Genomic DNA, 23,751 nt, shown 5'->3' with positions numbered 1-23,751 from the left:
GCCACCTGCAGCCCGTAGGCGGCCGTGGCCGGGGGGTCACGCGGGGGGCGCTGCGCTGTGCTCGGTGTGCTGCACGGCTCCACTGTGTCTCGTCGTACCGGGGCCGCGGCGTACAGCCGCGACACGGCCCGCGCGAGGGGACGGAGCGGTCATCGCCAGGACAACGGTCCGCCGCACGTGAGGTCACGCACCGGCGGTCGCATCGCTCCGGCCGGTCCACCGGTCGAGGGGAGGGCGGTGGCGGCGCGGTTCAGGATTCGCGGCGGATCATCGCCCAGGCGATGTCGTGCAGCCGGCGGTAGGCGTCGGCGGTGGGCTGCGCCAGGGACAGGGAGCGCAGCGCGACCGCCATCTGCCGACGCGCCTCCTCCTCGGCCGCCCGCCGTCCGCCGGCCTCCTCCACCAGACGACGCGCCAGGTCGATGTCGCCCCCCTCCAGCGGGTGCGGACCCAGGTACAGCTCACGCAGCCGTTCGGCCGCCGGGCCCGGTGCCGCGAGGGCCGCCACGACCGGCAGCGACTTCTTGCGGGCGGCCAGGTCCGCGCCGACCGGCTTGCCGCTGCGCGCGGTGCGGCCCCAGATGCCGAGGATGTCGTCCGCGCACTGGAAGGCCACGCCGAGGTGCCGGCCGAACTCCCGCAGTCCTCCGACCCGTACGGCGTCCGCGCCGGCCAGCACGCCGCCCAGCGCGCAGGCGCAGCCGATCAGGGCGCCCGTCTTGCCGGCGGCCATGCTCAGGTAGTCCGCCACCGACACGTCGTAGGCCGCCTCGAAGGCGACGTCGTGGCTCTGGCCCTCCACCAGCTCCAGCAGCGCGGCCACGAGTTCCTGCACGGCCGCCCCCGCGCGCCGCGGTGCGGCCTGGGTCAGGGCGCGCAGGGCGGCGACCAGCAGGGCGTCGCCGGTGAGCACGGCCGCGGGGGTGCCGAACAGGGACCAGGCGGCGGGCCGGTGGCGGCGCAGCGTGTCGCCGTCGATGACATCGTCGTGCAGCAGGGTGAAGTCGTGCACCAGCTCGACCGCCACCGCGCCGGGCACCGCGGTCGCCGGGTCCGCACCGACGGCCGCCGCCGACAGCAGGGCGAGGGCCGGACGCACCGCCTTGCCACCGCCGGACACGGACGCGCGGGGCGCGCCGTCGGCCTCGCACCAGCCCCGGTGGTACCGGGCCACCAGGCGCTCCGCGGCGGGCAGCGACTCGACCGCCGTCCGCAGAGCGGGCGACAGCATGTCGTCGACCCACTCCAGACGCGGGAAGGCACCTGCCGGGGCCGAGTCGGTCATCTGCGACACGTACTGCTCCTCACGGGGTCAGGACTCCAAGACGGACAGCGGATCCGGCGACGCCCGCACGGGCCGCGCCGGCCGCGCCGGCCGCGCCCCCAGTCAATCGGTCGGCGTGCCGCGGGAAGCCTGCTCCGTGCACCACCCGGCGAAAGATCACCGAAGCAGACCAGCGCCATGACCATGCACCCAGCCGACAATCGGGCCGCACCGGAAGGGGTGCGGACGTACGCCGTCCGCCCCGCCGCGGGATGCGGCGGGGCGGACGGTTGCGGACGGTCCGTCAGCACGGTGTGCTTACCATCAACTTCTCGAAGGAAGCCATGCAGTCCGGGCAGTGGCGCGCCCGTTCACCGTCGGATGCCTCGATACGTTCGCGGAGCATCTCTCCGCACAGAGTGGCCGCTGCCTGTTTGGCCATCACGTGCCACACCAACGCTCCGCCCGCCTTCTCCGGGCCCACGCACATTTCGTACATGATCGGCCTCCCAGCCTGGACGCCGCTGACACTCACCAGGAGACACCGGATCGGCCGTCACCAGTAGCGCGCGGGGGCCATTCGGGTGACGGCCGCTTCGCCCCTCCGGGGTGGTGGCGCACCCGGACGGCTACAAACGATCAGCCAATCGGCCCCAACCGCGTGAGGGTGTGACGTGGCGTCGACACGTGCGGCCGGGGGTGGGTTGCCCCGGTCCGATGCCGACACAGACCGAACCGATCGCTCCGGTCCCCGCGGCGCATCGCTCCGGCAGGGGAAGGGTGATCGTCTCCTCGCCGGCCACGACCGACCACAGGCATGCCGCGCCGCTACGCGGACCACCTGGCCGCCGACGGCTTCACGGTGCTGAACACCGTCTCCTCCGTCGGGGCCTTCCTGCTCGGTCTGTCGACGCTGCCGTTCCCGTACAACGTCTGACGGACGGGGAGATGCGGCCGGCCGGTCGGGGTCGACGACCCTTGGGGCTACGGGCGTTCCCTGGAGTGGGCCACGTCCTGTCCCTCGCCCCGCCACGACTTCCACGCCCTGCCGCGGGTGCGTTCCGAGCCGCCGGCCTTCGACCTCCACACCCCGAGCTGGTCCAGCTGGACCAGGCGGAACGGACGGGGCAGCGCGATGTGCTGGAGCCCGGCGGGGCACACGGGGGACCGCGCCTCCTGAGGTGCGCATCGGGCCGTACGCCCCCGTAAGGGTGCGACGGGCGGTCGCGGTCCGCAGGGCGATGACGTCGGGAGGCCGGTCCCTCACCGCGGGCCACCCGCGCGAGCGCGGCGGAGCGGGTCCCCGGGGCGGGGAAGGTCGTGCGGCCGTACCGGTCAGGCTTGCGCGTCGCCGGTGCGCGTCCTGACCCGCTCCTCCAGTCGGCGCAGGCTGCTGTCGAGGGCGTCGTCGACCGCGGGCCGCCCGGGGTCGTGGCCCTCGTCGAAGAAGGACAGGTGCACCGTCACCTCGCTGACCCCGCCGTCGAGTCCGGCGACCTGCAGCCAGCCGGCGTAGGCGCCCTGGTCGCGGGTGCCCCATTCCAGGCGCAGCTGCTCGGGCCGGGCGCTGAGCAGGGCGGAGGTGTCCTGGTCGGTGCGGTCCTCGTGCACGGTGACGGCGGGCGGGTCCTCCGGCTCCACGTGCAGGTCCCGGGGCAGCCAGGTGTCCAGCTGGCCGACGTCCGCGGCCTGGTCGAAGACCTGCTCCGCCCCGGCGGGCATGGTGCGGGAACGCTCGTACTCGGACATGGGGCACCACTCCTCGGCAGTCGTGGTCGTACCAGGGGACGCGTGCCCCCGTCCGCCCGGGCCGAAGCGCTCCGCGAATGATCGGCTCGGCGGGCGGCGCCGGGTGCGCGGTGCCAGACTGCTGCGCAACGTGCCCCGTCGTGGCGTCACGGCGGGCGGACCGGCGAGGGGAGACGAGGTGTCCACGTCCGAGGCGAGCGACGTGCTGCTGCAGGACTTCCTCGCCGATCCCGCGCATCTGACCCTGGACCTGTCCGCCGCGGTGGCCCGCTGCGCCAAGGCCCTGGGCCTGCAGCACGCGGTGGTCTACCTCGTGGACCTGCAGCAACGGCACCTCGTGCCGCAGACCGACGTGGCGTCGAGCATCCCCGTCGACGGCTCGCTCGCGGGCTGGGCCTACCGGACCCAGGCCCTGCGGGTGGAGGAGTCCGAGAGCGGCGGTGTCACGGCGTGGCTGCCCCTGCTGGACGGGGCGGAGCGCCTGGGGGTACTGGCGGTGCACGCCTCGGCGCTCACGTCCGCCACCCTGGTCCGCGGCCGGGCCCTCGCCTCGCTGCTGGCCATGATGATCACCTCGAAGCGGGCCTTCGAGGACTCCTTCGTCCGCCACACCCGCACCGAGCCGATGCACCTCCCCTCCGAGATGCTCCGCGCGTTCCTGCCGCCCCGCACCATCGGCAACTCGCACGTCGTGTCGACAGCCGTCCTCGAACCCGCCTACGAGCTGGGCGGGGACGCCTTCGACCACTCGCTCACCCAGACGACCCTGCACGTCTCGGTGGTCGACGCCATGGGGCACGACCTGGCTTCCGGGCTGACCAGCGCGGTGGCGCTGGCCGCCTGCCGCAACGCCCGGCGCAACGGGGCCGACCTGCCCACGCTCGTGAAGTCCGTCGACGACGCCCTGGCCCGCTGGCTCCCGGATCAGTACTGCACCGCCGTCCTCGCGCAGCTGGACTTCGAGACGGGTCTGCTGCGCTGGAGCAACTGCGGTCATCCCGCGCCCCTCCTGATCAGGGACGAGCAGTTGATCACCGACGCGCTGGAACGGGACGCCGACCCCCCGATGGGGTCGCCGGCCCAGCTCTCCGCCGCTCCTCGCCGGACGCACGAGACGATGCTCGAACCCGGTGACCGGGTGCTGGTGTACACCGACGGGGTCACCGAGGCGCGGACCCGGGAGGAGACGCTCTTCGGACTCGAACGGTTCGCCGACTACGTCATCCGGGCCACGGCCGGCGGCGAGCTCGCACCCGAGGCGCTGCGCCGCCTGATCCACTCGATCCTGGACTCCCAGTCGGGCGGTCAGCTGCGGGACGACGCGACGATCCTGATGTTCGAATGGCGTCCGCCGGTCCGCTGACCGTCCGGCGGCGCGGGGCCTCGGTGGCGCGGTCCCGGGTGGAGCGGGCGCCCCGGTGGCGCGGGGGCGTGTCTCAGACCTGGTGGCCCCGTGCACGCAGCCAGTCGCGCACGGTCTCCTTGTCGGCGGGGGTGATCCGCACGGGTCCTTCGACGTAGGGTCCCTCGTCCTCGGTGAAGCCCGTGTCCGTGATCCTGGCGGTGACCCAGGTGGCCAGGTCCTGGGCGGCCCGCTCCGGGAGGGCGCCGCTCTCCCAGCCGGCGCGGGCCTCCCGGGCCGCGGCGCGATCGTGCTGCTCGGTCTCCGCGAGCCACGCCGTGACCAGCCGTTCGACGGTGCGTCGGTCCTCGGGTCCGGTCGGCTGCTGCTGCTTGTCGTCCATGCCGTCCGAGTGCCCCCGATCCCCCGGACGGCTCACCCCCGGAACAGCGTCCCGTGTCGGCGCTACCACGCCGGGTACCCGGGTTCCCAGGGGCGGACCGGCTGACCGGTCCACGGAAAGTGACCGTCCGGAAGGGGACAGCAATGACGCAGCACGCCGACGACAGCGCTCTCGACCAGCGCGCCGGCGTTTCGGAGCTCCGTCTGGCCGCGGGGGACCCGGACTTCGTCCCCCTGAACGACCCACGCCACGAGGATCTCCCGCTCGACCGCAACCAGGCGATCCTGCAGGCCGCCAAACAGGTGGGGTCGATCCTGAAGAAGAAGGAGCACCCGTTCGCGTTGGCCGGCAGCGTCGCCGTCTACGCGCACGGCGGCACCCAGAACCTCCAGCACGACGTGGACTTCTGCATCCGGCCGGACGACGCGGAGGCCGTCGCGGCGACGCTCAGGGAGGCGGGTCTGGCGGTGTACACGCCGCCCGAGGACTGGTTGCTGAAGGCGAACTGCCTGGGGCAGCAGGTCGACCTGATCTTCGAGCTGGCGCACGAGCCCGTCACGGCGGAGCTGCTGGCCCGGGCCCAGGACCTCTCGGTCGACTCCGTGCTCATGCCGGTGCTGTCGCCGACCGACCTGCTGCACGGGCTGCTGGCGGCCTTCTCCGAGCACCACTGCGACTTCGGTGCGGTGCTGCCGATCGCCCGCACCCTGCGGGAGAAGATCGACTGGGAGGAGCTGCGCCGCGAATGCGGTGACGACCCCATGCCCGCCGCGTTCTTCTTCATCCTCGAACGGCTGGACATCATCCCTCCGGCCGGCGCCTCGGGCGGCTCCCCGGCCGCCGCGGCGGCCACCGCCGCGAAGGAGGAACATCGATGAGCGACCCCGTCGCACACCAGGGGCCCGCGGCGAGCGGCACCGCCCCCGCGGCCGGCAACGTCGAGTACCGCGTCGCCCACCTGCACGACCGGCTCGCCGCCGAGGAGCTGGGCGAGCTGGGTGTGCGCGCCGAGATCCGCGCCGGGGCCATCGCGCTCACGGGCACGGTGCCCTCCGCGCAGTGCCGCGAGAGCGTACTGCGCGTCGCCCGCGAGGAACTGGCCGGCCTCACCGTGCACGCCGACCTCGTGGTGGCGGAGACGTCCCGCCCCGACCATGCGGAGGAGCTGTGATGATCCGCGTCGCCGCCGTCGGAGACATCCACATGGGCCCCGACAGCCAGGGGCTGCTGCGCCCCGCCTTCGAGACCCTGCCCGAATGCGCCGACCTGCTGCTGCTCGCCGGTGACCTGACCCGGCACGGGACCCCGGAGGAGGCGCGGGTGGTGGCGCAGGAGGTACGCGACCTGCCGGTGCCGGTGGTGGCCGTCCTCGGCAACCACGACCACCACGACGAGCAGCCCGAGAAGGTCACCGCCCTGCTCCAGGAAGCGGGGGTGACCGTACTGGAGGGGCAGGCGACCGTCGTCGAGTGCGCCGGGACGCGGGTGGGCATCGCCGGGACCAAGGGGTTCGGCGGCGGTTTCGTCGGGCGCAGCGCCGGTGAGTTCGGCGAACCGGTCATGAAGGAGTTCGTCCGCACCACCCGCCGCTCGGCGGACAGTCTGCACGCCGCGCTGAAGGAACTGGACGCCGAGGGCTGTGCCGCCCGGGTGGCGCTCACCCACTTCTCCCCCGTCGCCGACACCCTCGCCGGGGAGCCCCCGGAGATCCACCCGTTCCTCGGCAGCTATCTGCTGGCCGAGGCGATCGACACCGCCGGCGCCGACCTGGCCGTGCACGGCCACGCCCACCTGGGCACGGAGCACGGGATGACGGCGGGCGGGGTGCGGGTGCGCAACGTGGCGCAGCCGGTCATCCGCCGCGCCTTCAACGTCTACCGACTCGGGGCCGCCTGACCGCGGGCGGGGCGCGACACCGCCGGGCGGCGGTCGGACGGCCGCCGCCCGGTGCGTCAGGTCGCGGCGTCCTCCCGCGTCGTCCGTCCGAGACAGGTGACGTCGGCGGGGTCCAGGCCCGCCGCCTCGATCTCGTGGAAGCCCATCCGGTCGTAGAAGGCCCTGGCGGGTGTGTTGGCGGTCGCCATGACCAGGTGGACGGCAGGCACCCCGCGGGCGCGCAGCGCCCGCCGGAACGTCCCCATCAGCGCCCGGCCGTGTCCACGGCCCTGCCACTCGGGAAGCAGGTCGATGTGCAGGTGGGCCGGGTAGGCGGCCAGCTCGGGGACGAGCATCCGCTCCGGGTCGTGCAGCAGCCCGGCCATGACCTCGTCCGGGGTGCGCGGCGGGCCGTCGGGCGCCGGGTGGCGGTGCGCCACTCTCGGCAGCCACTCGGCGCGGAACTCCCTGACGAAACGAGGGGTGTCGGCGGTGCCGAGGATGTAGCCGACCGCTCGGCCCCCTCCGTCGTCCAGGACGAACGCCAGGTCCGGGTCGAGGTGGACGTAGGGCGCGGCGAAGATGGCGGGCAGCAGCGCCGGGTCGGCGTACACCGGACGGCTGTCCCGGCCGCGGTGCGCGGTGCGGATGCAGATGTCGTCGAGTGCCGATGCGTCGGCGGGACGGTACGGGCGTACGGCGGCGGTCGGGGTCACTGCGGCATCCTGCCCGACTGGGAGCGCTCCCACAAGGGCGCCCGCGATGCCCCGCGTGTGCTCGCCGGCCCGCCGGGCTCCTCCGCGGGCGACCCCGGCGTGCCTCCTCCCGCCGACCGCGGTCACTGCGCCAGATGCGCCGCACCCGCACCATGACGGGAATCGGTCCTGCCGCCACCGACCGGCCCGTGACCTGCGCGGCACCCGCCCGGCGCGGTACCCGCGGGCGTCGCCGCCGCCGCGGGCACCGAATGGCGCCGGGTGTTGCGGGCACCTGATGATCCCAGTAGGCAGCACGTTCCTGGCAGTCCTTGGATATCCCTGGAGAGAGCGAGAGAGCACCATGAGTCTTTTCCGTGTGGTCGGCCGCCCGATGCTCGCCTCGATGTTCGTGGCCGGCGGTCTGAACTCCCTGCGCAACCCCGCGCAGGTGGCGCCCGCCGCCGAGCCGATCGTCCGGCCGGTGACCGACCGCGTGTCGGCGTTGCCGGACAGCACCGAGCAGCTCGTACGGCTCAACGGCGCCGTGCAGGTGGTGGGCGGGGTCCTGCTCGGCCTCGGCCGCTGCCCGCGGCTGGCCGCACTGGCGGTGGCGGCGACGCTGGTTCCCACCACGCTGGCGGGGCACCGCTTCTGGGAGGCGGAGGACCCCTCGGAGCGTGCCCAGCAGCGCATCCACTTCCTGAAGAACGTGTCCATGCTGGGCGGGCTGCTGATCGCCGCGGACGACACGGGCAGCGCCCCCTCGCTGCTGTGGCGCGGCCGGCATGCCGCCCGGGGTCTGCGGCACGACGCGCACCTGGTGCACCGCTCGGTCAGGGCCACGGCTCGCCCCGCGGCGACGGCGGGGGGTGTCCGGGCCAAGCTGGGCGTCTAGGGCCGGTCGGCCTCCCCGCCGGAGCGGGCGGCAGGGTGCGCCGGGCGCAGAAGGAGGCGCCGACACGCGTACCCGCCCGGCCCGGACAGCCCCCTCTCCGAGGCGGGCGGGGAGCGGGTGGCGAGCGGTGGCGAGCGCGTTCAGGCCCGTCGTTCCCCGACGCGCTCGGTGGTCACCATCCCGGTCGGCACCGGGTCGGGGCGGTCGCGGAGGGCGGCGACGGTACGTGCCAGGCCGTCCGGCCAGGTCACCCCGGGCAGCCACCCGAAGATCTCACGGGCGAAGCCGGTGACGGGCCGGGGTTCCGCGGGCCGGTCGCCCGGCCCGTCGACGAACACGAGCGGCGCGTCCGTGCCGGTCAGGTCGATCACCCGGCGGGCTATCTCCACGGCCGTGGGCGCCTCGTCGCCGCCGATGTCCACGGGCCGTACCGATCGACCGGCCGCGACGAGGAGGACGCCGTCGACCATGTCGTCCACGTAGCACAGCGGGTGCTTCCGGCTGCCGTCCCCGTCGACCGTGACCGGCCTTCCCGCGAGGGCCTGCTCCAGGAAGGCGGCGGGCGTGCCCCCGTCGTCCGTCCGCATGCCGGGCCCGTAGCCGGTGAACAGCCGGACGATCCCGGCGTCCGTGCCGTGGGCGCCCGCGTGCGCGGCGACCAGCGCCTCGGCGAAGCGGACGGCCTCGGCGCAGGCGCTGTGCGGACCGACCGGGTCGGCCCCGCTCCCCTGCCCGGCGTCGCGCGGCGCACGGCCGGGGAAGACCGGAGGCGAGGAGGCGAGCAGGAAGCGGGCGCCGTCCCGCTCGGCGACGGCCAGTGCGGCACGGGTGCCGAGGCTGCTCGCGTCGAGTAGCTCCACGGGCCGGTCGGGCCAGGCGGCCGGTGACGCCGGGCCCGCCAGGTGCAGGACCAGGTCGTAGGGGCCGGTGAGCGCGTCCGCGCCGCCGGGGTCGGAGATGTCCCACTCCAGGAACCGGAAGCCGGGGCGGCCCGCCAGCGGGGCGAGCTTCTCGGCCCGGCCGGTGGAGAGGTTGTCCAGGCAGTCCACCTCGACACCCGCGTCGAGCAGGCGGGCGCACAGAGGGGAGCCGAGGAAGCCCGCGCCGCCGACCACCAGGGCACGGTCCCAGGGCGGCCGGGCCTGCGACCACGGACCGGACGTCGCCGTCGGCATCATGGGGACGACCTTCCTTCCGCCGCGAAGCGCTGACGAGCGGGCCCCGGGTGCCCCGGCGGGTCGCGTTCATGCTCCGGCGTCCGCCGCGTCCCCTGCCCCGGCCGAGCGGACCGAGCCCTGTGGTGACCGTCACGCCGCCAGGTCTTGACCCGGGACGCGCGGAGGCCTGTGATCAAGCACACTCGGCAGGTCAAGGGGCCTGCGCGGTGGGGGAATTGGGCCGTGCGGGGCGAGCCCCCGAGCGGACGGCGGCGAGGACTGGCCGGTCCCTTCTGCCACGATGGTCGGCGCCGTCATCCGGCTCGGTGGAGTGGCCGCGCAGCGCAGCCGGTCTTCTCGCTCCCCTCCCCCCTTCCCTTCCGGGTCCCCCGACCCGTCTTCGAGTGGCGCACTGTGTCTTCTTCCCCTGTCTCCGCCGTCTCCGCCCCGCCTGCCTCCGCACCGGCGTCGCGTTCGCCGTGGCGGTCCCTGCGGTACCGCAGCATGCGCTGGTGGTCGGTCGCGAACTTCGTCTCGAACGCCGGCACCTGGATGCAGCTCACGGTGCAGAACCTGCTGGTCCTGCAGATCACCGGGTCCGCCGCCGCGACGGGTCTGTCGATGTCCGTCCAGGCCGCGCCCGCACTGTTGATCAGTGTGTTCGGCGGCGCCGCCGTCGACCGCTGGCCGCGGAAGCTGACCGCCGCCGTCAGCCAGGCCCTGCTCGGCGCGGTCGCCTTCGCGACGGCGCTCCTCGTGGCGCTGGACCGGCTCGACGTGACCACCCTGATGGTGCTGGCCGCCGTCACCGGTGTCGTCGCCACCGTCGACGGTCCGGCGTGTTCGCTGCTGGGCAACGACCTGGTCCCGCCGGAGGACGTGCCCTCGGCGATCGGTGTGGGCGCGCTGGTGCACCAGGCGGGCCGGCTCACGGGTGCCGCGCTGGCCGGAGTGGCGGTCGGCTTCCTCGGCACGGCCGCCGCCTACGCGGCCAACGGGCTCTCGTTCCTCTTCGTGGCCTCGGTCGTCCCCTTCCTGCGTCCGGCGCGCGGGGCGGCGGGGCAGACCGGCAAGGCCGCGCGCGACGAGCGGGCGGACAGCCTGTCCGTGCGGGAGGGGTTGGCCTTCTTCGCCCGCCGTCCGCGGCTGCTGGCGCTGGCAGGCGTGACCGGGATCAGCGCGGTCTTCGGGCGCAACTACCAGCTCACGCTGGCGGTGCTGGTGACCGGGCCGCTCGCGGGCGGCGCCGGGTCGTTCGGCACGGTGTCGACCGTGCTGGCGGCCGGCGGCATCGTCGGCGCCGTCCTGGGCGCCCGGCTGCGCCGGCCCTCCGTGCGGGTCGTGGGCGCGCTGGCGGCGGCGGGCGGGCTGCTGCAGGTGGTGGCCGGTCTCTCACCGTCGCTGGCCGTGCTGCTGGTGATGGTGCTGCCGATGGCGGTGGTGGAGTCCGTCTCCGACACCGCGGGCACCTCGGTGCTGCAGACCGACCCGCCCGCGCACCTGCGGGGCCGGGTGCTCGGCGTGTGGGGCAGCATCGGCACGGTGTGGGGCCTGGGCGGCCCGCCGGCGCTCGGCCTGCTGATGGAGCTGGCCGGCGCCCGCGGTGCCCTGGTCGCGGGCGGGCTGATCATCGCCGCGTCCATCGCCGCGGGTCACCTCCTGCACGGCCGCCGGCCCAAGGAGCCGACGGCGTTGCGGGCCGAGGACACGGTCGTACCCGCCCGGGTGGCGCTCGGGACGGCAGCCTGAGCGGGAGGCCCGCGGCGGTGCCGGTCGGCGGCCACGGCACGGTGCGACCGGGTCCGTGGGCCCGCGGCCCGCGACTCGGCTCCGGCCGACGGCGTCGCCCCGGTCACATCCCGCCGGACACGTCCCGGCCCGCCCCGGTCCGTACGGCCCCGGACGGCGGTGCCGGTGCACATGAGTCCCGTCCTTACCCTGGCGTGTGACCCTGGGCAGCCTTTGCCGGTCACCGGGGGTCCGCCCGGTTCACCTGTGGGGAGAAGAAGTCCTGAGTACCGCCGTCCTCGCCGAGGCCGTCCCCGTCGTCCTGCTCCTGGGCGTGCTGGCCTTCGCCGTGCTGCGTCCCGGGGGACTGCCGGAGGCGGTGGCCGCCGTGCCCGCCGCCGCGCTGGCCGTGGCCCTCGGCATCGTCACCCCGCACCAGGCGTGGGAGCAGACGCGTACGCTCCTGCCGGTCGTCGCCTTCCTCGCCCTGGTGCTGGTGCTGGCGCACCTGTGCGCCAGGGAGGGACTGTTCGAGGCCGTGGGGGCGGCCGTGGCACGCCGCTGCGGCGGGAGCCCGTCGCGGCTGCTGGCCGGGGTGTTCGCGATGGCCTGCGCGGTCACGGCGGTGCTCAGTCTGGACGCCACCGTCGTCCTGCTCACCCCGGTGGTCCTGGCCACCGCGTCCCGGGCCGGCGCCCGGGCCCGCCCGCACGTGTACGCCACGGCGCACCTGGCGAACTCCGCCTCGCTGCTCCTGCCGGTCTCCAACCTGACCAACCTGCTGGCGTTCACGGCCAGCGGCCTGTCCTTCACCAGGTTCGCCGCGCTCATGACGCTGCCCTGGCTCGCCGCGATCGCCGTCGAGTACGTGGTGTTCCGCCGTTTCTTCCGCGCGGACCTGACCGAGCCCGGGCCCGTGGGCCCCCCGCCCGTGCGCACGCCCGGCCTGGAGTCCCCGTCCGATCCCCCGCCGACGCCGGCCGTGCCCCGGTTCACCGTCGTCGTCGTGGCGCTGACCCTGGCCGGGTTCGCCGTGTCCTCGCCGCTGGGCCTGGACCCCGCGTGGGCGGCGCTCGGCGGTGTGCTGGCGCTCGGCGGGCGGGCGCTGGCCCGGCGCCATGTCGGGCCCCGGGAGCTGGTGGGCGCCGCGTCCCCGTTGTTCTGCCTGTTCGTGCTGGCGCTGGGGGTCGTCGTGCAGGCCGTGATGGCGGGCTCCCCGGCCACCGGGCTCGGGCGGCTGCTGCCGCACGGCGACTCGCTGCCGGCGTTGCTGGGGGTGGCGGCGGTGGCCGCGGTGCTGGCCAACGTCGTCAACAACCTGCCGGCCGTCCTGGCCCTGCTTCCGCTGGCCGCGCCCGCCGGGCCGGGCCAGGTCCTCGCCGTGCTGATCGGCGTGAACCTGGGGCCGAACCTGACCTACGTCGGCTCCCTCGCGACCCTGCTCTGGCGGCGGATCCTGCACGGGTACGGAGTCGAGGCCGACCTGGGCCGGTTCACCCGGCTCGGCCTGCTCACCGTGCCCGCCACGGTCGTCGCCGCCACCGTGGCCCTGTGGGCGGCTCTCCAGGTCGTCGGCGCCTGACACCAGGACGCCCGCCGGCGCGGCCCGCCTCTCCCGTCGACCCCGGGGCGCACCACTAGCCGGGCCGGGCGGCGCACCGGCCACCGGGCCGGGCGACAGACCGGCCACCGGGCTGGGGCGACAGACCGGCCACCGGGCCGGGGCGGCAGGCCGGCCACCGGGCCGGGCACCCGCCAGGTCACCGGGCCGGCACCGGATCGCCTAGCGGGCGGGTGCCATGCCGGTCACTGGGTCGCCACGACGAGACACCGGCGCAGCTCCTCGGCCGCCTCGGGGTCCCCGGTGACCGTCACACCGCCGTCCCCATCGCCTTCCCGGTTCCACAGGCGGCGCAGCAGTGCCTCGGGGGAGCCGCTCAGCGTCACGTCCGCCGTGCCGTCACCGGCCCCGTCCGTCACGGAGAACTCGCCGGGGCCCGTCCGCACCCGCCACGCCGCGTCCCCGGCACGCAGCAGGACTGTGCGCCCCGGTGAGCCGTCCAGGACGTCGGCGAAGTACTCGCCCCATGCGGCGACGGAGAAGGCGGCGAAGATCCTGAGCAGTTCGTCGATGCCGTCCACGGCGAGGTCGGCCGGGACGGGCGCGACGGCCTGCCCGGTGGCCAGCTCGGCGTCGATCCGGTGGACGACGGTCTCCTGGGCCATCCGCCGGATCCAGAAGCCGACGCTCTGGTCGGGGCCGTACCAGGTGGCGGCCGGGTCCCCGGGAGCGCGGGTGGCGAACTCGGCGCGCAGGGCGGTGTACCCCCGGTCGAGCAGCGCGGTGGGTTCCTCCTCCGCGAACTCCGGCGGCGGCCACGGCTCGGGCTCGACCCCCTCGCGCATGGCGACGGTCTTGTGCAGGTACACCTCGCCCACGTGACGGGTCAGATCGGCCACCGTCCAGCCGGGGCAGGTGGGCACCGGGGCGTCGGCGTCGTTCTCGACGACGGCCCGCAGCCGGTCGTGGTCGACGGCGAGGCAGTCGAGGTAGCGGGTGAACTCCATGCCGCAGAGCCAAGCACAGGCTCAGGGCCGGGGCGCGGTGTTTTCCGCCCCGGTGTGCGGGCGGGGGCTCACCAGGTCCCGGTGGGGATCGCGGGCCGGCGGACGGCTTCGACGGCGTCCCGCAGATGCAGGGCGACGGTGATCAGCGCGCGCAGGGCGGAGGGGCGCAGGCTCTGGGCGCTCTCGGCGGCCAGCACCAGCAGGCAGCCCGCGGCCTGCTCCACGACCGGTACGGAGAACGCGAAGTCGTCGCCGTCGGCCCCGCGGAACGCGCGCCAGGGGGTCGCGGCTCCGTCGATGGCCTTCTGGACGGCGTGCTCGAGGTGCTGCGCGGCCTGTTCGCACACGGGGGCGGGCAGGATGATGGTGCGATGGAACGCTGAACTGGTCATAGTCCCACTGCTCCCCCGCCTCCGGGGCGCCCAACGGCACACCGGGCGTCTTTCACCGGGTCGGCGGCAGTCCAGGCCCTAGTCTGGTGACCGTGTGTGCCATGACGACGCCCTCGGCGGCCGCGGCCGGGTTCACCGGTCGGACGGTGACGGGTGAGCGCCGGTGGTCCGCCTCCCTCACCGAGGTCTTCCTCGACGACGGACGCACGGTGGTGGTCAAGCGCGGCCACGACGCGGGTGCGGCACGGGCCGAGTCCGCCGGGCTGCGCTGGCTGGCCGACGCCGGCGCCGTGCGGATTCCGGCAGTGGCCGGCGCGGACGGGCGCTGGCTGGTCACCGACCGTGTGCCCGAGGGCCGGGCGAGCGCCCGGGCGGCCGTCCGGTTCGGCCGGGACCTGGCAGCGCTGCACGCGGCCGGAGCGCCCGCGTTCGGCGCCGCGCCGCCCGGCGGACCTGAGGAGGCGTTCATCGGTCGGGCACCGATGCGCAACGTCGCCGGGAGCGACTGGCCGAGCTGGTACGCGGAGCACCGGGTGCTGCCGTACCTGCGTCGCGCCGTCGACGCCGGCACCGTCCGGCCGGGCGAGGCGGCCGAGGTCGAGCGGGTCTGCGCGCGGCTGCCCGAGCTGGCGGGGCCGGCGGAGCCGCCCGCCCGGCTGCACGGCGACCTGTGGAACGGCAATGTGCTGTGGGGCGCCGACGGGCACGTCCGCCTGATCGACCCGGCCGCGCACGGCGGCCACCGGGAGACCGACCTGGCGATGCTCGGTCTCTTCGGCTGCCCCCACCTGGACCGGGTCGTGGCCGGCTACCAGGAGGTGGCGCCGCTCGCCGACGGCTGGGCGGCCCGCGTCGGCGTGCACCGGCTCTTCCCGCTGCTGGTGCACGCCGTGCTCTTCGGGCACGGCTACGCCGAGCAGGCCCTCGCGGCGGCCCGGGCGGCGTGCCCCCCGGGCCACTGAGCGTCAGCGCGTCACGACGTGCCGCTCGTTGGGCACGCAGTGGGTCATCTTCAGGCCCTCGACGTCCCGCGGCGGGTTCTTGCCGAGGTTGGCGAGCCGCTCGCGGTCCTCGTCGGTGAGGTCCTGGCTGGCCAGCGGCTCCAGGTGCCGGACATCCTGCGGGCTGATGCCGATGCCCTCGCCCACCCGCAGTCCGAGGTCGTTCTCGACCAGCAGGAAGTGCCACACCATGCGCTCCTGCACCGGCCGGTCGCACTGGGAGAGCAGGTCGACGAAGTTCGCCACGAGGTCGTCGCGCTCCCACTCCTCCAGCAGCAGATAGCGCTGCCCGGCCTGCAGGTAGTCGTTGGTGCGCGGGATCCGCTTGCGGGTGAGCCGGCCCTGGATCTCGGGTCCCTGCTCGTCGTGCGTCGGGTACTCGCCCTCGCGCAGGCCGCCGGTGATCGACGGTTCGTAGTTGACGATCGGGTTCTCCCCGCCGCCGTCCTGGTGGTAGGCCATCTGGCCGTCGCGCTGGTTGGTGCGCACGTGGGCGTTCTTGGCCTGGTTGACGGGCAGCTGGAGGTAGTTCGGGCCCACCCGGTAGCGCTGGGTGTCGCTGTAGGAGAAGGTGCGGCCGACGAGCATCTTGTCGTCGGAGAAGTCCAGCCCGTCGACGAGGACGCCGGTGCCGAAGGAGATCTGCTCGTTCTCCGCGAAGTAGTTCTCCGGCATCCGGTCGAGGACCATGCGGCCGACCGGCTTCGCCGGGAACTCGTTCTCCGGCCAGGTCTTGGTGTCGTCGAGCGGGTCGAAGTCCAGTTCCGGGTGGTCGTGGTCGTCCATCATCTGGACGAGCAGCTCCCACTCGGGATGGTCGCCGCGCGTGACGGCGTCGTAGAGGTCCTTGGTGGCGTGGCCGAGGTTCTGCGCCTGGACGTTGGCGGCGTCCTCCTCGGTCATGCTGCGGACGCCCTGCTTGGGCATCCAGTGGTACTTGACCAGCTTGGTCTCGCCCGCCGCGTTGACCCACTTGTAGGTGTTGACGCCGAAGCCCTGCTGGTGGCGGTAGTCCGCCGGGATGCCGCGCGGGCTGAACAGATTGATCAGCATGTGCATGCACTCCGGCGTCTGCGACATGAAGTCGAAGATGCGCCGGGGCTGCTGCTCGAAGGTCACCGGGTCCGGCTTGAGGGCGTGGATGACGTCCGGGAACTTGATCGCGTCACGGATGAAGAAGACGGCCAGGTTGTTGCCGACGAGGTCCCAGTTGCCGTCCTCCGTGTAGAACTTCACCGCGAAGCCGCGGGGGTCGCGTGCCGTCTCGGCGGAGTCGCGGCCGCCGATGACGGTGGAGAACCGGACGGCCAGGTCGGTGCGCTTGCCCCGCTCCTGGAACAGCTTGGCCCGGGTGTAGCGGTCGATCGGTTCGTCGCCCCAGGAGCCGTACGCCTCGAAGTAGCCGTACGCGGTGACCCCGCGGGCGTGCACGACGCGCTCGGGGATGCGCTCACGGTCGAAGTGGCTGATCTTCTCCAGGAACTGGTAGTTCTCCAGCGTGGCGGGGCCGCGGGCGCCGACCGTGCGCTGGTTCTGGTTGTCGTAGACGGGGTGCCCCTGGCGGTTGGTGAGCACCTTGCGGTCGTCGCCCGGGGCGGGCCCCTGGCTCGATACGTCCGTCATGTTCGTGGGCTCCTTCGACTCGTGGCCGCCCTCGGACGCGGCCCTGAGCTGCGAGGCGGCCTTCGGCCGCGCACGTGGTCGCTCCGGGTACCCCGCCATGCAAGGTCCGACACCTACCGATTTGTACTGTTTCCTTACCACACGCCGGGGCCCTGGGCACCCGCCAGAGGGGTCCAGGGGCCGCACGGACCGGGCGGGTACCCGGGGCGCCACGGGGCACACGGCACTTCCGGACCGGGACCGCAACCCGTGGCCGGAACGGCGCCGTTCGGCGCCGTTCGGCGCCGTCGACTCCGGCGCGGCATCGCGAGCGAGGCGACGCCCCCGGGAACCACGCGTCCCATTGAGCCTCATGTCCCACCGGGCCTCATGTCCCGTTGGGACATTTGCGGGTGTACGCTCGGAGGCATGACGGCGACGAAGCCTCCCCCCGCCCCCGAGGACCGGCGGCAGCGCAAAGCGCGGCGGACCCGCGACGCGCTGGCCACCGCCGCCTGCGACCTGATCCTCGATCGCGGGTGCGCGGCGACCACCGTGGAGGCCATCGCCGAGCGCGCCGACGTCACCCGGCGCACGTTCAGCCGGCACTTCGCCGGCAAGGAGGACGCCGCCCTCGACTTCGTCCGCCGGGACGGCGACCGCATCAACGCGCTGCTGCGGTCCCGGCCCGCCGACGAGCCGCCCCTCCTCGCCTACCGCCGGGCCGTGCGCGACTGGCTGGCCGACCGGGAGGACCCGGCCTGGCACGTGCGTCCACGCATGCGCCGGCTGGTGGCCCTGGCCGACAGCGAGCCCGACCTGTTCGCCGCCTACCAGCGCATCCGGGTCGACGCCCAGGAGGAGTCGATCCGCATCGTCGCCCGTCGGCTCGGCACCGACGAGACCCGGGACGTGCGTCCCGCGGCCGTCGTCGACGCCGCCGCCGGGGTCCTGATCGCCGCCCTGCGCCTGTGGGCGCGCGGCGACGACCGGGACTCGGGAGCCGCAGACCTCGCCGCCCTCGTGGAGCGGGCCTACGACGCCCTGACCTCGGAGGCCGCGGCCGCGGTCCCCGACAGCACCACCGAAGAGCGAGAAGCACCATGAGCACCACCGACACCACCCCCGCCGTCGTCCACACCGCCGAGTTCGCGGGCCGCACCGCCCTCGTCACCGGGGCCGCCTCCGGCATCGGCCTGGCCACCGCCCGCCGCCTCGGCGCCGGCGGCGCGAAGGTCGTCGTCGCCGACTTCGACACCGAGGGCGCCGAGAAGGCCACCGCCGAACTGAGGGCGCGGGGCGTCGAAGCCGCCGCCGTCGAGCTGGACGTGACCCGCCCGGAGTCCGTCGAGGCGGCCGTGCGTTTCACCGTCGACACCTTCGGCGGCCTGGACCTCGCCGTGAACAACGCGGGCATCGGCGGCCCGAGCGCCCCGACCGGCGCGTACGACGTGGACGCCTACCACCGCGTCGTGCGCACCAACCTCGACGGCGTCTTCTACTCGCTGCGCTACGAACTGCCCGCCATCGAAGCGGCCGGCCGGGGCGGCGCCATCGTCAACGTCGCCTCCATCCTCGGATCGGTCGGCTTCGCCGGTTCCCCCGCCTACGTCGCCGCCAAGCACGGCGTGGTCGGGCTGACCAAGGCCGCCGCCGCCGAGTACGCCGCCCAGGGCATCCGCGTCAACGCGGTCGGCCCCGGCTTCATCGACACCCCGCTGCTCAAGGAGATGGACAAGGCCGCCCACGACGGGCTGGTCGCCCTGCACCCGGCCGGCCGCCTCGGGCGCTCCGAGGAGGTCGCCGAGCTGATCGCCTTCCTGCTGTCGGACCGGGCGTCCTTCGTGGCCGGCAGCTACCACCTGGTCGACGGCGCCTACACCGCCGTCTGACACCGCCCGCTCACCCAGGGGGCCATCGACCGGGGGAGAACGAAGGAGTTCACCATGAAGGCACTGCAATACCGCACCATCGGCGCCCCGCCCGAGGTGGTGACGGTCCCCGACCCGGAGCCCGGACCCGGCCAGGTGCTGCTGAAGGTCACCGCCGCCGGCGTGTGCCACTCCGACATCGCGGTGATGAGCTGGCCCGCGGAGGGCTTCCCGTACGAGCTGCCGCTGACCCTCGGCCACGAGGGCGTCGGCACGGTCGCCGCGCTCGGCGCCGGTGTCACCGGCCTGCGCGAGGGCGACGCGGTCGCCGTGTACGGGCCCTGGGGCTGCGGCACCTGCGCCAAGTGCGCGGAGGGCAAGGAGAACTACTGCCTGCGCGCCGACGAGCTGGGCATCCGGCCGCCCGGGCTCGGCCGGCCCGGTTCGATGGCCGAGTACCTGCTCGTCGACGATCCGCGGCACCTGGTCCCGCTGGACGGGCTCGACCCGGTGGCGGCGGTGCCCCTGACGGACGCCGGGCTGACGCCGTACCACGCCATCAAGCGGTCGCTGCCCAAGCTGGTCCCCGGGTCGACCGCGGTGGTCATCGGCACCGGCGGCCTCGGCCACGTCGCCATCCAGTTGCTGCGCGCCCTGACGTCCGCCCGGGTCGTCGCCCTCGACGTCAGCGAGGACAAGCTGCGCCTCGCCCGCGAGGTGGGCGCGCACGAGGCGGTGCTGTCGGACGCCAAGGCGGCGGAGGCGGTGCGCGAGCTCACCGGCGGCCTCGGCGCCGAGGCCGTGTTCGACTTCGTGGGTGTGGCGCCGACGGTGAAGACGGCGGGCGCGGTCGCGGCCGTCGAGGCCGATGTGACGCTGGTCGGCATCGGTGGCGGGGCGCTCCCCGTCGGGTTCGGGCTGCTGCCGTTCGAGGTGTCGGTCAGCGCCCCCTACTGGGGCAGCCGGAGCGAGCTGATCGAGGTGCTCGGCCTGGCCCGCTCGGGCGCCGTGTCGGTGCACACGGAGACCTACTCCCTGGACGACGCCCCGCTCGCCTACGAGCGGCTGCACGAGGGGAAGGTCAACGGCCGCGCGGTGATCCTGCCGCACGGCTGACCGCTCCGGCCGGCGGGAGGCGCGGGCCCACGGGGGCGCGACCGGTCCCCCGTTCCGGTCGTGCCCCCGCGGCCCGTCGAACCTATGTGGACGGGTCCACCGTTGTGAATCGCGTCGATGCCCGCTGCCGGGCCATCCGGACTCACCCGTGCACAGGTGAGTCCGGATGGCCCGGTTTCGTCCCGTGCAGGAGGGGCTGCTCGAGGTCCCCCGCCGCGAGGTGGGCGAGCACCACCTCGTACAGGTCGCTGCCGGCGGCGAGCAGCCGGCGTTCGAGGACGGGCTCGGCGCTGCGGACGTGCTCGCGCACGGTCTGGGGATGCACGCCGAGTGTCTGCGCGGCCCGTTCGGCGTTCGCGCCGACGGCGAGCCAGGTGCGCAGGGTGCGCCGCAGCCTGCGGGTGTCCGGCTCCAGACGGCCGAGCAGGTCGCCGGCCCAGCCGCGCAGCGCCGGCCCGGCCAGGAGGTCGGTGAGGCGGGCGGGGGCGGGGCGCCCGGCACCGCCGTCGGTGAGGCCCTGGTCCAGTCCCACCTGGGCGTTGAGGGCGAGGTGGACGGTGGCACGGGCGCTCAGGTCGGTGAAGTCGGTGCGCAGCAGTGCCTCGACCCGCTCCATGCGGGCGCGGACGGTGTTGCGGCTGACTCCGAGGATCTTCGCCGCGGCGACCGCGGTGAACTCCAGGCCCAGGCGGGTGGTGGCGAGCAGTTCGGCGCGGGTGTGGTGCGGCAGGGCGTCGAGCGGGCGCAGCACCTGGGCGGTCCAGCCGTGCAGCTCCGCCGGGTCCATCAGGCGCTCGGGGTGGGTCCGCTCGGCGTACACCGCCGCCTTCCCCGGGCGGAACCGGGCGACGGCGAGGGCGCTCACGGCCTGCCCGTAGGCGGTGGCGGTGCGGACGAGGCTCTGCCGTGCGCTGCCGCCGAGGAAGACGCCGGGGGTGCGGCCGACGAGCGAGCGCAGCTGCCGGCCGGCCGCTTCACGGGGCGCGAGCACGATGACGTGGCCGTCCATGGCCGGGCACCGTACGACCAGCGCCCGGTCCTCCGTCGCCGCCAGGCACTCCTCCGCGAGCCGGTCGCGTTCCTCGGGGCGGCTCTCCACGACGTACACGCACGCCGTGTCGGTGTCGAGCAGACCCGGCCACAGCCCGGCGGCCACCCGCCGGGCGGAGACGGTGTCCTCGACCATCAGCAGCTGCAGGATGGCCAGGCGGAGGTCGGAGGTCGCCCGCCGCAGCCGGTGTCCGGCCGCGGCCGACTCGTGGCCCGCCAGCAGCAGCTCCACCACCTGGGCGGTGTGCGTGACGATCTCGGCGGCCCGCCGGTCGAACGGCCTCTCCCGTGCGACCGCGAGGACGGCGGCCGGTGCCGGGGGGACCCGCTCCACCCGGACGAGCCGCAGATGCCGGCCCCGGTCCTCCAGGGCGGCCGAGGCGATCCGGCCCGACGCGATGCCGGCGAGCAGATCCTCGTCCAGCGGAGCCCGGGTACCGGCCAGCAGGCGGCCGGTACCGTCCTGCAGCGACACCGTGGCGTGCGCGGCACCGGCGAGCCAGGTCACGACCTTGCGGACGTCGCGTCCGGCCGGCCGCAGGTGGTCCAGCAGCTCCGCCGCCCACTCCACCTGCTCACCGGCCCCGGCATCCCGCTGCCGTGTCCCGTCCTCGCGGCCCGCCACCGGCCTTCTCCTCGCCCTCGGCTCGTCTCCCGGCCCAGACCGGGGACGTTACCCCATGGCTCCCCGGCGCCCGCCCCGCCGGCCGGAGCCGCCGACCGGGCCCGCGCCACCGAACCGGGCCCCTGCTGCCGACCGGGCCGGTGCCGCGGACCGGGCGCTGTCGGGCGGGGCGCCCCGGCGGGCATAAGCTCGGTGAATGGCGAAGTACTTCGACGTGCACCCCGAGAACCCCCAGCCGCGCAGCATCGCCCAGGTCGCCGACAGCGTCCGCTCCGATGCGCTGATCGCGTACCCGACGGACTCCTGCTACGCCCTGGGCTGCCGACTGGGCAGCCGCGACGGCATCGACCGCATCCGCTCGATCCGGCAACTGGACAGCCGGCACCACTTCACCCTGGTGTGCCAGGACTTCGCGCAGCTCGGCCGGTTCGTACAGATCGACAACGACGTGTTCCGCGCGATCAAGGCCTCCACCCCCGGCAGCTACACCTTCATCCTCCCGGCGACGAGGGAGGTGCCGCGCATGCTCCAGCATCCGAAGAAGAAGACCGTGGGCGTGCGCATCCCCGACCACGTCGTCACCCAGGCCCTCCTCACCGAGCTGGGTGAGCCGCTGCTGTCGAGCACCCTGCTGCTGCCCGGCGAGGAGGAGCCGATGACCCAGGGCTGGGAGATCAAGGACCGGCTCGACCACGTGGTGGACGCGGTGATCGACTCCGGCGACTGCGGCACGGAGCCGACCACGGTCGTGGACTTCTCCGGCGGCGAGGCGGAGATCGTGCGGCGGGGCGCGGGCGACACGACCCGCTTCGAGTAGCGGGCCGTCGCAGGGAGTTGGCGGCCGGGTCCCGTCATGGTCCCGCGCGCGGGGCGTTGTTACCGTGCCCGGGTGTCCAACTCCTCACGTGATACCGCCGAAGGCGCCGGCTGGGGCTCCACCGAGCGCGGCTCCTACCGAGAGCTGATGCCGCAGCGCACCGAGAAGCTGTCCTGGCTCAGTCCCCGAACCCTGTGGGCCGCCCGCAACGGCGTACTGGCCTCCTGGTTCGGGGACCCGACGGGCCGCACCCGCGCCCGCTGGACGGCGCAGCGGACGGCGGCCGGGGCACCGGCCGACCGGGTCATCCGGCGTGCCGACCCGGACCGGTTCTCCTTCCTGGTCGTCGGCGACACCGGAGAGGGCGACGATCCCCAGTACGCCGTCGTCCCGGGCTTGCTGAAGGCCGGTCAGGACACGAGCTTCGCCGTCGTCGCCAGCGATGTCATCTACCCCGTGGGCAGCGCCGACGACTACGGCCCGAAGTTCTTCCGCCCGTACCGCGACTACCGGGCGCCGATCTACGCGATACCGGGGAACCACGACTGGTACGAGGACCTCGGCGCGTTCATGCGCGTGTTCTGCGACGACGCCCCGCCCCTGCCGCCGGAGCCGGCTCCGCGCCCCCTCACCCGGGCCTGGCTGCGGAACCTGCTGTGGCACCGGCCCCGCCCGGACGACGGCCGACACCTGGACGAGGCGCGCGCGATGCGCTCCGCGCCCGTCCAGCGGGCCACCCAGCCGGGACCGTACTGGGCGATCGACGCCGGCCCGGTGCGGATCGTCGGCATCGACACGGGGCTGCTGGGAACGGTGGACGCTGAGCAGGGCGCGTGGCTGCGCGAGGTGTCCCGGGCGCCCGGGCCGAAGATCCTCATCACCGGCTCGCCCCTGTACGTGGACGGCGAGCACCGTCCGTGCCCCGTCGAGGGCGGCGGTACGGTCGACGACATCGTCCGCGACCCCGCCCACCACTACGTCGCCGCGATAGGCGGTGACATCCACAACTACCAGCGCTACCCGGTCGACGTGGGCGGCCGCACCATCCAGTACGTCGTCGCGGGCGGCGGCGGGGCGTTCATGCACGCCACCCACACGATCCCCCGGGTGTCGGTGGCCGGGGTCACCGAGGAGGCCTTCCGCTGCTATCCGCTGCGGGGCGACTCCCTCGCCTTCTACAGCCGGCTGTACGGCCGGCGGCTGCGGCTGCGGCGCTTCTTCACCCTGACGGAGGCCGAGGCGACGGCCGTGGTCACCGAACGCCTCGGCATCCGCCCGGCGCGCGCCCCGCGGACCGACGCGCGGGTCACCCGGCGCACCCGGCTGGTCGCCGGCCTGCTGGGCACCGGACGGCGGCCCGACCGGGAGAAGCGGTTCCGGCTGCCGGTGCGCAAGATCTACACGCAGCTCTTCTCACCCGGCTCGGCGACGTACAGCCCGCCCTTCTTCAAGTGCTTCCTGCGGCTGGACGTCACCCCGGAGGCGGTGCGGCTGCGGTGCCACGCCGCCACCGGCAACCGGGCGCAGGAGCTGGATCCGCCGGTCGAGGACGAGGTGACGATCCCCCTCGTCTGAGAGTGCCCGCGGCGCACCGGTGG

The 23,751-nt window shown here is 74.6% G+C and carries 22 protein-coding genes and 1 pseudogene; 14 read left to right on the top strand and 9 right to left on the bottom strand.

Features of this window, described 5'->3' with window-relative positions:
* Positions 1-250: 250 nt before the first annotated feature.
* Positions 251-1,285 carry a polyprenyl synthetase family protein gene (locus ACGF5T_RS25895; RefSeq protein WP_356609818.1) on the bottom strand — a complete coding sequence of 345 codons (1,035 nt, stop codon included), beginning with the start codon at positions 1,283-1,285 and terminating at the stop codon, positions 251-253.
* 793 nt (positions 1,286-2,078) lie between these two features.
* Here ACGF5T_RS25895 and ACGF5T_RS25890 point away from each other — a divergent pair.
* Positions 2,079-2,444, top strand: a pseudogene (locus ACGF5T_RS25890) (cytochrome ubiquinol oxidase subunit I); the annotation flags it as partial.
* A 155-nt stretch (positions 2,445-2,599) separates the two neighbouring features.
* On the opposite strand, the gene ACGF5T_RS25885 reads toward ACGF5T_RS25890, so the two are convergent.
* On the bottom strand, positions 2,600-3,013 hold the full coding sequence (locus ACGF5T_RS25885) for an SRPBCC family protein (RefSeq protein ID WP_366767412.1): 414 nt from the start codon (positions 3,011-3,013) through the stop codon (positions 2,600-2,602).
* Positions 3,014-3,191: 178 nt separating this feature from the next.
* On the opposite strand from ACGF5T_RS25885, the gene ACGF5T_RS25880 reads away from it, so the two are divergent.
* Positions 3,192-4,376: a PP2C family protein-serine/threonine phosphatase gene (locus ACGF5T_RS25880; protein ID WP_356609542.1), complete on the top strand. Its 1,185-nt coding sequence runs from the start codon at positions 3,192-3,194 to the stop codon at positions 4,374-4,376.
* Between the two features lie 73 nt (positions 4,377-4,449).
* On the opposite strand, the gene ACGF5T_RS25875 is transcribed toward ACGF5T_RS25880, so the two are convergent.
* Entirely contained in the window at positions 4,450-4,758 is a 309-nt protein-coding gene (locus ACGF5T_RS25875; RefSeq protein ID WP_356609540.1) for a hypothetical protein, read from the bottom strand.
* A 143-nt stretch (positions 4,759-4,901) separates the two neighbouring features.
* Between ACGF5T_RS25875 and ACGF5T_RS25870 the strand changes: the two genes are divergently transcribed.
* The 3 genes from ACGF5T_RS25870 to ACGF5T_RS25860 are packed head-to-tail and all read left to right on the top strand — an operon-like array spanning position 4,902 to position 6,654.
* Positions 4,902-5,636 (top strand): nucleotidyltransferase family protein, encoded by a 735-nt coding sequence (locus ACGF5T_RS25870; RefSeq protein ID WP_361017318.1) that lies wholly within the window; start codon positions 4,902-4,904, stop codon positions 5,634-5,636.
* Positions 5,633-5,929: a BON domain-containing protein gene (locus tag ACGF5T_RS25865; RefSeq protein ID WP_356609536.1), complete on the top strand. Its 297-nt coding sequence runs from the start codon at positions 5,633-5,635 to the stop codon at positions 5,927-5,929. The genes ACGF5T_RS25870 and ACGF5T_RS25865 overlap by 4 nt, the downstream gene beginning before the upstream one ends.
* Positions 5,929-6,654, top strand: coding sequence for a metallophosphoesterase (locus ACGF5T_RS25860; RefSeq protein ID WP_356609534.1), 726 nt, complete (start codon positions 5,929-5,931; stop codon positions 6,652-6,654). Before ACGF5T_RS25865 ends, ACGF5T_RS25860 begins: the two co-directional genes overlap by 1 nt.
* 56 nt (positions 6,655-6,710) lie before the next feature.
* Here ACGF5T_RS25860 and ACGF5T_RS25855 read toward each other — a convergent pair whose 3' ends face one another.
* On the bottom strand, positions 6,711-7,349 hold the full coding sequence (locus tag ACGF5T_RS25855) for a GNAT family N-acetyltransferase (RefSeq protein WP_366767413.1): 639 nt from the start codon (positions 7,347-7,349) through the stop codon (positions 6,711-6,713).
* A gap of 343 nt (positions 7,350-7,692) precedes the next feature.
* Between ACGF5T_RS25855 and ACGF5T_RS25850 the strand changes: the two genes are divergently transcribed.
* Positions 7,693-8,226 (top strand): DoxX family membrane protein, encoded by a 534-nt coding sequence (locus ACGF5T_RS25850; protein ID WP_356609530.1) that lies wholly within the window; start codon positions 7,693-7,695, stop codon positions 8,224-8,226.
* Positions 8,227-8,366: 140 nt separating this feature from the next.
* Here the strand turns inward: ACGF5T_RS25850 and ACGF5T_RS25845 are convergent, their stop codons facing one another.
* Entirely contained in the window at positions 8,367-9,404 is a 1,038-nt protein-coding gene (locus ACGF5T_RS25845) for an NAD-dependent epimerase/dehydratase family protein (protein WP_366767414.1), read from the bottom strand.
* A gap of 483 nt (positions 9,405-9,887) precedes the next feature.
* Here ACGF5T_RS25845 and ACGF5T_RS25840 point away from each other — a divergent pair, with 483 nt between their 5' ends.
* Both ACGF5T_RS25840 and ACGF5T_RS25835 read left to right on the top strand, forming a co-directional pair.
* The gene (locus ACGF5T_RS25840) at positions 9,888-11,132 is read left to right on the top strand and encodes an MFS transporter (RefSeq protein WP_392889333.1); all 1,245 of its coding nucleotides are present in this window, start codon (positions 9,888-9,890) and stop codon (positions 11,130-11,132) included.
* A gap of 262 nt (positions 11,133-11,394) precedes the next feature.
* On the top strand, positions 11,395-12,693 hold the full coding sequence (locus ACGF5T_RS25835; RefSeq protein WP_366767428.1) for an SLC13 family permease: 1,299 nt from the start codon (positions 11,395-11,397) through the stop codon (positions 12,691-12,693).
* A 224-nt stretch (positions 12,694-12,917) separates the two neighbouring features.
* Here the strand turns inward: ACGF5T_RS25835 and ACGF5T_RS25830 are convergent, their stop codons facing one another.
* Positions 12,918-13,679, bottom strand: a complete 762-nt coding sequence (locus tag ACGF5T_RS25830; protein ID WP_356609524.1) for a maleylpyruvate isomerase family mycothiol-dependent enzyme — start codon at positions 13,677-13,679, stop codon at positions 12,918-12,920.
* A 68-nt stretch (positions 13,680-13,747) separates the two neighbouring features.
* Complete coding sequence (locus ACGF5T_RS25825) at positions 13,748-14,071, bottom strand: hypothetical protein (RefSeq protein WP_356609522.1); 324 nt, start codon at positions 14,069-14,071, stop codon at positions 13,748-13,750.
* A 101-nt stretch (positions 14,072-14,172) separates the two neighbouring features.
* Between ACGF5T_RS25825 and ACGF5T_RS25820 the strand changes: the two genes are divergently transcribed.
* Positions 14,173-15,033, top strand: a complete 861-nt coding sequence (locus tag ACGF5T_RS25820) for a fructosamine kinase family protein (protein WP_366767416.1) — start codon at positions 14,173-14,175, stop codon at positions 15,031-15,033.
* A gap of 3 nt (positions 15,034-15,036) precedes the next feature.
* Here the strand turns inward: ACGF5T_RS25820 and ACGF5T_RS25815 are convergent, their stop codons facing one another.
* Positions 15,037-16,695, bottom strand: coding sequence for a catalase (locus ACGF5T_RS25815; RefSeq protein ID WP_356609518.1), 1,659 nt, complete (start codon positions 16,693-16,695; stop codon positions 15,037-15,039).
* 408 nt (positions 16,696-17,103) lie between these two features.
* Here ACGF5T_RS25815 and ACGF5T_RS25810 point away from each other — a divergent pair, with 408 nt between their 5' ends.
* The 3 genes from ACGF5T_RS25810 to ACGF5T_RS25800 are packed head-to-tail and all read left to right on the top strand — an operon-like array spanning position 17,104 to position 19,661.
* A complete protein-coding gene (locus tag ACGF5T_RS25810; RefSeq protein WP_356609516.1) occupies positions 17,104-17,781 on the top strand; it encodes a TetR family transcriptional regulator in 678 nt (225 codons plus the stop codon).
* Positions 17,778-18,566 (top strand): SDR family NAD(P)-dependent oxidoreductase, encoded by a 789-nt coding sequence (locus ACGF5T_RS25805; RefSeq protein ID WP_356609514.1) that lies wholly within the window; start codon positions 17,778-17,780, stop codon positions 18,564-18,566. Before ACGF5T_RS25810 ends, ACGF5T_RS25805 begins: the two co-directional genes overlap by 4 nt.
* A gap of 54 nt (positions 18,567-18,620) precedes the next feature.
* Complete coding sequence (locus ACGF5T_RS25800) at positions 18,621-19,661, top strand: NAD(P)-dependent alcohol dehydrogenase (RefSeq protein WP_356609512.1); 1,041 nt, start codon at positions 18,621-18,623, stop codon at positions 19,659-19,661.
* A gap of 142 nt (positions 19,662-19,803) precedes the next feature.
* On the opposite strand, the gene ACGF5T_RS25795 is transcribed toward ACGF5T_RS25800, so the two are convergent.
* Positions 19,804-21,336, bottom strand: coding sequence for a helix-turn-helix domain-containing protein (locus ACGF5T_RS25795; RefSeq protein ID WP_366767417.1), 1,533 nt, complete (start codon positions 21,334-21,336; stop codon positions 19,804-19,806).
* Positions 21,337-21,532: 196 nt separating this feature from the next.
* Between ACGF5T_RS25795 and ACGF5T_RS25790 the strand changes: the two genes are divergently transcribed.
* Complete coding sequence (locus tag ACGF5T_RS25790) at positions 21,533-22,153, top strand: L-threonylcarbamoyladenylate synthase (protein WP_356609508.1); 621 nt, start codon at positions 21,533-21,535, stop codon at positions 22,151-22,153.
* A 72-nt stretch (positions 22,154-22,225) separates the two neighbouring features.
* On the top strand, positions 22,226-23,728 hold the full coding sequence (locus ACGF5T_RS25785) for a metallophosphoesterase (protein ID WP_361017333.1): 1,503 nt from the start codon (positions 22,226-22,228) through the stop codon (positions 23,726-23,728).
* The last annotated feature ends 23 nt before the right edge of the window (positions 23,729-23,751 follow it).

Origin of the sequence: Streptomyces sp. NPDC047853 (assembly GCF_043204535.1) — a bacterium.
In the GTDB taxonomy this organism is placed as follows: Bacteria; Actinomycetota; Actinomycetes; order Streptomycetales; family Streptomycetaceae; genus Streptomyces.
Note: the sequence above shows the minus strand (reverse complement) of the source record. Positions and strands in the feature narration are given on the sequence as shown.